Annotated in this window: 7 protein-coding genes; 3 read left to right on the top strand and 4 right to left on the bottom strand. The window is 58.7% G+C overall.

Going from position 1 to position 7871, the window contains the following annotated elements:
- Positions 1-587, bottom strand: a 587-nt coding sequence (locus Q1Y74_RS12490) for an AAA family ATPase (RefSeq protein ID WP_300814639.1), incomplete at its 3' end; no start/stop codon positions are given.
- A gap of 306 nt (positions 588-893) precedes the next feature.
- Here Q1Y74_RS12490 and Q1Y74_RS12485 point away from each other — a divergent pair.
- Positions 894-1469, top strand: coding sequence for an XRE family transcriptional regulator (locus Q1Y74_RS12485; protein ID WP_300814638.1), 576 nt, complete (start codon positions 894-896; stop codon positions 1467-1469).
- A gap of 114 nt (positions 1470-1583) precedes the next feature.
- A complete protein-coding gene (locus Q1Y74_RS12480) occupies positions 1584-3230 on the top strand; it encodes an AMP-binding protein (protein WP_300814637.1) in 1647 nt (548 codons plus the stop codon).
- Positions 3231-3330: 100 nt separating this feature from the next.
- On the opposite strand, the gene Q1Y74_RS12475 is transcribed toward Q1Y74_RS12480, so the two are convergent.
- Positions 3331-4095: an SDR family oxidoreductase gene (locus Q1Y74_RS12475; protein ID WP_300814636.1), complete on the bottom strand. Its 765-nt coding sequence runs from the start codon at positions 4093-4095 to the stop codon at positions 3331-3333.
- Between the two features lie 209 nt (positions 4096-4304).
- Between Q1Y74_RS12475 and Q1Y74_RS12470 the strand changes: the two genes are divergently transcribed.
- Positions 4305-5216 (top strand): DMT family transporter, encoded by a 912-nt coding sequence (locus Q1Y74_RS12470; protein WP_300814635.1) that lies wholly within the window; start codon positions 4305-4307, stop codon positions 5214-5216.
- Between the two features lies 1 nt (position 5217).
- Here the strand turns inward: Q1Y74_RS12470 and Q1Y74_RS12465 are convergent, their stop codons facing one another.
- The gene (locus Q1Y74_RS12465) at positions 5218-5919 is read right to left on the bottom strand and encodes a 5'-methylthioadenosine/adenosylhomocysteine nucleosidase (protein WP_300814634.1); all 702 of its coding nucleotides are present in this window, start codon (positions 5917-5919) and stop codon (positions 5218-5220) included.
- Between the two features lie 166 nt (positions 5920-6085).
- A complete protein-coding gene (locus tag Q1Y74_RS12460) occupies positions 6086-7747 on the bottom strand; it encodes a hypothetical protein (RefSeq protein ID WP_300814633.1) in 1662 nt (553 codons plus the stop codon).
- Positions 7748-7871: the final 124 nt, after the last annotated feature.

The following is a 7871-nucleotide window of genomic DNA, read 5'->3' as shown; positions in this document are numbered from 1 at the left end:
TTCGTCACGCCCGTCAGCAGTACGAACTGCAAGTGGCTGTCGGCTGCCTTGAAGACGGAGTAGAAGGCTTTCAGCACGTTGCGGTGGCGGTTCTCCAGCTCGGCATCGGCATCGAGCACGTCCAGAATGGGCTTGTTGTACTCGTCAACCAAGACCACGGCGCGACGGCCTGTCTGACGGTGGGCAACTTCGAGCACCTTCATAAAACGGCCGCCCAAGTCCAGCACATCCTGGCCCGAAGGCAACTGATAGGCTTCCTCCCAATCGGACACATAACCGTTCAACCGCTGCTCCAGCACACCGGCCTGCGTAAAATTAGAACCATTGAAGTCCACATGGAACACGGGATATACATTCCACTCCCTCTCCAGCTGCTCGATGGCCAGCCCGCGGAACAGGTCTCTGCGACCCAGAAAGTAGTTCTTCAGGGTGGACACCAGCAAACTCTTGCCGAAACGGCGCGGACGGCTCAGGAAATAGATGCTGTTCTCGTGAGTCAGCCGATAAAGTAATTCCGTCTTGTCCACATAAACATAACCGTCCTCAATGATGCGGTCGAAACTCTGTATTCCAATCGGGTATTTCATAAGTACAACGTTTTACTACTTGCGCAAAGATAAGGGATTCTATGAAAAGGGAAGAACGAAGGAAGAAAAAAAATCCGCCGACAGACGCGGCTACCGGCAGACGTCATGCAAGCGTCCACCGCCGGCTGTTCAAGCAAACGGATGCAGAGGGGTTGCGGGGTAACGGAAAGGCAGTAAAAGAGGCGCACAAAAGACCTCCAAAGAAACTTTCCGTACAAACCGTTGCAAATAGTAAAAGAATATCTTACATTTGTGCTTTTAAAACTTCAAAACAGTTAGCATTTTGAATAATAAACTGGAAGAACTATGGATACAAGCAAGATTGTAGGAGAGAAAATCAAATCGCTCCGCGAAAACCAGTCCATCAGTATGGAAGAACTGGCCGAACGCTCGGGCCTGGCCATCGAGCAGATTGAACGCATTGAAAACAACATCGACCTGCCCTCGCTGGCACCGCTCATCAAGATTGCCCGCGTGCTGGGCGTGCGCCTCGGCACCTTCCTCGACGACCAGGACGAGACGGGACCCGCCATCTGCCGCAAGTCGGAATCGAGCGACAGCATCAGCTTCTCGAACAACGCCATCCAGAGCCGCAAGCACATGGAGTACCATTCCCTGTCCAAGTCGAAGGCCGACCGCCACATGGAGCCGTTCATCATCGACGTGGCTCCCTCGGATGACAACGAGTTTGTACTCTCCTCGCACGAAGGCGAAGAGTTCATCATGGTAATGGAAGGAACCATGGAAATCAGCTACGGAAAGAACACTTACCTGCTGGAAGAAGGCGACACCATCTACTACGACTCCATCGTACCCCACCACGTACACGCCTACCAAGGACAAGCCGCCAAGATTCTGGCCGTAATCTATACACCCGTGTAAAGGGAGTGGTGAGCGGTGAGCGGTTAGTGGTGAGTAAAGCCATCCGGATGGAATATATTAACCACTAACCGCTCACCGCTAACCACTAACCGCTAACCACTAACCGCTAATAACATGCTATACGAACGCACCCTCGGCCAATGGCTGGAACATTGGGCCGAGACAACACCCGACAAAGAATACATTGTTTACTCCGACCGTAACCTGCGCTTTACGTGGAGCCAGTTCAACCACCGTGTGGACGACATGGCCAAGGGCCTCATCGCCATCGGCGTGGAGCGAGGCACACACGTGGGCATCTGGGCCGCCAACGTGCCCGACTGGCTCACCCTGCTCTATGCCTGCGCCAAGATAGGCGCCGTCTACGTCACCGTCAACACCAACTACAAACAGGCCGAACTGGAATACCTCTGCCAGAACTCGGACATGCACACCCTCTGCATCGTCAACGGCGAGAAGGACAGCGACTTCGTGCAGATGACCTACACCATGCTGCCCGAACTGCGCACCTGCCAGCGCGGACACCTGAAGAGCGAACGCTTCCCCTACATGAAGAACGTCATCTACGTGGGACAGGAAAAATACCGCGGCATGTACAACACCTCCGAGATACTCCTGCTGGGCGACAACGTGGCCGACGACCGGCTGAACGAACTGAAGGCACAGGTAACCTGCCACGACGTGGTGAACATGCAATACACCAGCGGCACCACCGGCTTCCCCAAAGGCGTGATGCTGACCCACTACAACATAGCCAACAACGGCTTCCTCACCGGCGAGCACATGAAGTTCACGCAGGACGACAAGCTCTGCGTCTGCGTGCCCCTGTTCCACTGCTTCGGCGTGGTGCTGGCCACGATGAACTGCCTCACCCACGGCTGCACCGAAGTCATGGTGGAGCGCTTCGACCCCCTGGTCGTGCTGGCCTCCATCCACAAGGAACGCTGCACCGCGCTCTACGGCGTGCCCACCATGTTCATCGCCGAGCTGAACCACCCCATGTTCGACATGTTCGACATGTCCAGCCTGCGCACGGGCATCATGGCCGGCTCGCTCTGCCCCATTGAGCTGATGAAGCAGGTAGAGGAAAAGATGTTCATGAAGGTGACCAGTGTCTATGGTCTGACCGAAGCCTCGCCGGGCATGACGCATACACGCATCGACGACCCCGCCGAGGTGCGCTACACCACCGTGGGCCGCGACTTTGAGCACACCGAAGTGCGCGTCATCGACCCCGAGACGGGCGAGGAATGCCCCGTCGGCGTACAGGGCGAGATGTGCAACCGCGGCTACAACACCATGAAGGGCTACTACAAGAACCCCGAAGCCACGGCCGAAGTCATCGACAAGAACGGCTTCCTCCACTCGGGTGACCTGGGCGTGAAGGACGAACAGGGCAACTACCGCATCACCGGACGCATCAAGGACATGATTATCCGCGGCGGCGAGAACATCTACCCGCGCGAAATCGAGGAGTTCCTCTACCAGCTGCCCGGCGTGAAGGACGTGCAGGTGGCCGGCATCCCGTCGAAGAAGTACGGCGAGGCCGTGGGCGCCTTCATCATTCTGCACGAGGGCGTCACGATGGACGAGAGCGAAGTGCGCGACTTCTGCCTGGGCAAGATTTCGCGCTACAAGATTCCCAAATACGTCTTCTTCGTCAAGGAATTCCCCATGACGGGCAGCGGCAAGATACAGAAGTTCAAACTGAAGGACGTGGGCCTGCAGCTGTGCAAGGAGCAGGGCATCGAGATTATCTGACGCGCGAGGGAAATCCCCCGCACGCCTACAAAGAAAGTCCCCGGGAAAGGTTGCCTTTTCCCGGGGACTTTCTCTTTCTTTCTCCGCCACAAGCCTGCCGTCAGCCGGCCACCAGGCCGCCGTCCACCAGGTAATGGCCGCCCGTGCAGAAGCTGGAAGCATCCGAAGCCAGGAAATAGACCAGCTCGGCCACCTCTTCGGGGCGTCCCACCGAACCGCGGGCATAGAGCGCATTCTCCTCACGCCAGTAGTCGTCCACCGAGCAGTTGTTTACAGCGGCAAACCGCTCGAACAGGTTGTCCACCAGCGGCGTATGGATGGTGCCTGCACACACGGCATTGACACGGACATTCTTCGGCCCGAGGTCGATGGAGAGGCTGCGGGTAATCTGTCCCAACGCGCCCTTCGTCATGCCATAGGCAAAGCTGTGCGCCTTGCCCACAAACCACTGGTCCGAGGCGTTGATGACCACCGAGCCGCCTCCGGCCTCAATGATGTGCGGCACCGCCTCGCGCAGGGTGTTCACCGTGCCGTAGATGTTGGTCTGAACCATCAGGTCCAGTTCCTCGTCCGTGATGTCGAGCAGGGTGTTGGCGCGGTGTATGCCCGCGTTGGCAAACACGCTGTCCAATTGGCCGAACTTGGCCACGGTCTTCTCTACCGCCCGATGAATATCTGCACGCACGCGGGTGTTTCCTTCCGTAAAGACGAGCCTGTCGGGGCAGTTCAGTTCGGCCTCCAGCGCCGCAGCCGCCTCCGTGTTAATGTCCATGAAACCTACGTTCCAGCCCTGTGCCACGAATTTCCTGACAGAGGCTGCTCCGATGCCTGTGGAGCCGCCTGTGATAAATACTGTTTTTGCCATGATAGTAAAGCTTAAATCATTATTTTGAATTAGATTCCTTCTGTTTGTACAAGTGGCAAATGTAAGCAAATTAAGCCAAATGTCCGCTCCCCGCACGCATTTTCTGCACGCACAAGCCGCCGCCAAGGCCCGCCGCAGTCAGATTTCCGGCTTCCTTCCAACAATATTCGGGCAGATGTCGTAACTTTGCCGTCCAAATACAAACCGTCATGAATGTAAGTAAACTTATCAGCGAGAGCCTGGCACGCCATGCCCACATAGCCCTCCACCTGCTGGCCCTGGCCATTGTCACTGTGTGGGGAACCACTTTTGTCTCCACCAAGATACTGCTGATGTCGGGGCTAGGCCCGGCCGAAATCATGTTCTACCGCTTTGCCCTTGCCTACGCCGGCATCTGCCTCTGTAGCCGGCCGTTCAGGCTGTTTGCCGCCACGGGGCGCGACGAACTGCTGTGCCTGCTGGCCGGACTGACGGGCGGCACGCTCTACTTCATCACCGAGAACACGGCCTTGGAATACACGCTGATATCCAACGTGTCCCTGCTCTGCAGCACGGCTCCGCTGCTCATCACGCTCATCCAGTGCTACATCACCCGCAGCGTCAAGCCCTCGCGGCTGCTCTTCGCCGGCTCCGTCATGGCCTTTGCCGGAGTGGCCACGGTGGTGTTCAACGGGCGGTTTGTCTTCAACCTCAGCCCGGTGGGCGACCTGCTGTGTCTGGCCTCGGCCCTGTCGTGGACGCTCTATACCTTCATCACCAAGTCGCTCAGCGAACGCTATTCGTCCCTGTTCATCGTGCGCAAGACGTTCTTCTACGGCCTCGTCACCCTCATCCCGTGGCTGCTGTGGCAGGGAGCGCCGGGCATCAGCGTGCAGGCCTTCATCCGTCCGGACGTCTGGCCCCAGCTGCTGTTTCTGGGCATCGTGGCCTCGTTCCTCTGCTTCATGCTGTGGAATATGTGCCTGCGCAGGCTGAACACCATCGTGCTGTCCAACTACATCTACCTGGTGCCGGTCATCTCCATCCTGACCTCCACGCTCATTCTGGGCGAGAGCATCAACGCAGCCATCCTGACGGGCGGTGCGCTCGTCATAGCCGGCATGTACCTGTCCGGCAAATAGGCTACAGGGAGGTGAGAAACGCCCGAATCGTGCGGAACGAGCGCTCGGCCATCGTGGCCCAGAAGTCCTTGTACTGGGCAAAGTTGTCGTCGTGCGCCCCCGGCGTATCGCTGACGATGCGCAGGCTGAGGAAAGGCACACCATAGATGTAGCAGGTCTGGGCAATGGCGGCAGACTCCATGTCCACAGCCAGGCCGTCGGGGAAGTGGCGCTTGATGTCGGCCTGTTCGGCTGCGCTCTCCACAAAGCGGTCGCCCGTACAGATGAGCCCGCCGTGGATGCGGCATTCCAGCCCGTCGGTCCCGTTCAGCGCAAGGGCGCGGCACAACAGGTCGGGCGAGGTTTCATAGTAGTGGGGCATGCCCTGCACCTGCCCGTAGTGGGCGCCGTCGCTGCCGCAATAGACGTCGTGATAGACCAGGCGGCTGGCAGCCACCACGTCGCCCACCCGCAGGACCGTATCAATGCCTCCTGCCACACCGGTGCTGATGATGCACTGCGGAGCGTAGCGGCGGATAAGTTCTGCGGCCCCCACGGCAGCGTTCACTTTGCCTATGCCGCTCTGGGTCAACACCAAATCGTTCGTCCCCAACTGTCCTTCCACATAGCGGAAGCGACCTTCGCCGCCCTCCTGCTTTCGCGACAAGCACTCTGCCAGCTGGCGGTGCTCGCTGTCCATTGCACTGATGATGCCTATCTTCATATCCTTCTTACTTTGATTATCGGTCGGTTTGCGGGCGCAAATATACAACTTTTCGGGCGATATATCCCTGCTCCGCATGCAAGAAACCCCCGTTCCTACCGCCGCTTCCGTGCGAAAAAGGAACGAGGGTTTCCGGACTATGCCCGCCGGGGACGGACGGGCTGTCTCAGAGCTTCACGCGGAAGGCTCCGCAGACGGAGTTGAACAGCAGGTCGCCGTTCTCCATGTACTGTATGATGGCATAGGCGCCGTTGCCGCGGCTGCTCTTGCCCAGAACGACGCGGTGCAGCGTGGCGCCGGTGTTCCAGTCCAGGCCCTCCACATCCCAGCCGTCGGTACTGCTGTAACCGCTGACAAACACCATGTTCGAGGCGGTGCTGATGGCAGGTATCATGCTCACCGAGCTGACGTCGGCACGCGCCCATACGCTCTCCCAGGCATTCTCGGCCGTGTTCCACTGGAAGCGTTCCACGCCCACGGGCGGTGTCTGCAAGGGGCCGATGGCCAGCACGTCCACAATCTTGTCGCCCACGCCGGGTGTCGAGGTCAGGTTATTCACCACGAAAGCACCATACCCGGCCACGGCCACCGATTGCTCGGACTGAATCCATTCCGTGCTTGCCGGCAGTCCGCATCCCACTTCAATCTGTCCGGCCAGACGCGGGTTCTGCGGGTCGGGCGTCGGGGCGTCGGCAGGAATCTCGTCACGCCAGAAGGCCAGCAGCTTCATGCGCTTGGCACCGTCGGTAATGACCACCAGCTTGTCCTCGTCGTCGCCGAAGCCCATCAGCGTCGGGGTGGAGCCGGTGCCCATGCCCATCTTGATGGAAGGCGCCTGCGGGCCGCCGTCGTAAGTGGTCTGCCAGGCTCCGTCGGCCTCGTCGGCAGACAGCCTGCTGCCCGTCCACACCAGCTTCTGCATCAGCCCATCTCCGTTGGCCGTTTTGCTTCCGCTGGCCACGTAGATGCCACCCTTCTCGTCCACGGCCACCGAGTTGGAAATCTGCTGGCCTTCGGGGAACTGGTAATAGTCCATCACGGTGGACAAGTCACGGGTGAGGATCAGAATGCCACGGCCGAACACCACCACCAGATGTCCGTCGTAAGTCATCACCATTCCTACCAGCGTGATAATGTTCGGATTGTAGTCGCTCAGCTTGATTTGGCTGTCCAGTTCGATGCCCTGGGTGGGGTCGGCAGCATTCTTCAGGCGGTAGCGCACCACGGTGGAGCCGATGTTGCTGTAAGCGTAGTTGTCCTTGTCGCAGAGCACGTAGTTGCCGCTTGCCATGGCAAACTGGGGATTGGCGCCAAGCAGGGAGGTGACGGCAGCCTGCAGCTCGTCCACCGAGCTGTAGTCGGCCACCAGCGTCTTCAGCTGGTCTTCCGTCTTCGTCTGCACACCGGGCAGGGCCGCTTCGCCCAGACGGGTGAAGGAGCCGTCGCCCACATAGATATAGGAAACGCGGTCGCTGCTCATGCCCCACATGTAGTCAGGGTCGGTTGAAGAAAGGGTCATCAGGTTGACAGGGCCGCTCCAGCCTCCCTCGCATTGGTCGGGGTCAGCCTGGAAGGTACCGGTCTTGACGCTGTATGGGAAAGCGTCGCTTTGGGCCGAGTTGAAGTGGGTGATGCTGTAATGTTCGGCAGCCAGATAGGGATTGCGCTCGGGCATGTTTGCCTCGGAAATGGGCGGAAGCTCCGTACCGTTGTCCGAACCGCCGCCCGTCGTCTCGTCGTCCGAGCAGGCGCTCCATCCCAGCAGCAGGCAGCCGCATACCATCACTTTGCCCCACAGCGAGGGCTTAAGAAAGTCTTTCATTTTCATACGCGTAAAGTTTTAATCGTTCATATATTCTGTGTCCACCGCCCAGGAACCGCAGACGGATTCCGAAGGCGATGTTCCGCGTTATCGGCCGCAAAGGTAATGCTTTCTTCCATACCGCAAAAGC

The organism is uncultured Bacteroides sp. (assembly GCF_949298305.1).
Lineage (GTDB): Bacteria > Bacteroidota > Bacteroidia > Bacteroidales > Bacteroidaceae > Bacteroides.
The sequence above is the reverse complement of the archived record's forward strand: the minus strand, read 5'-3'. Positions and strand labels throughout refer to the sequence as shown.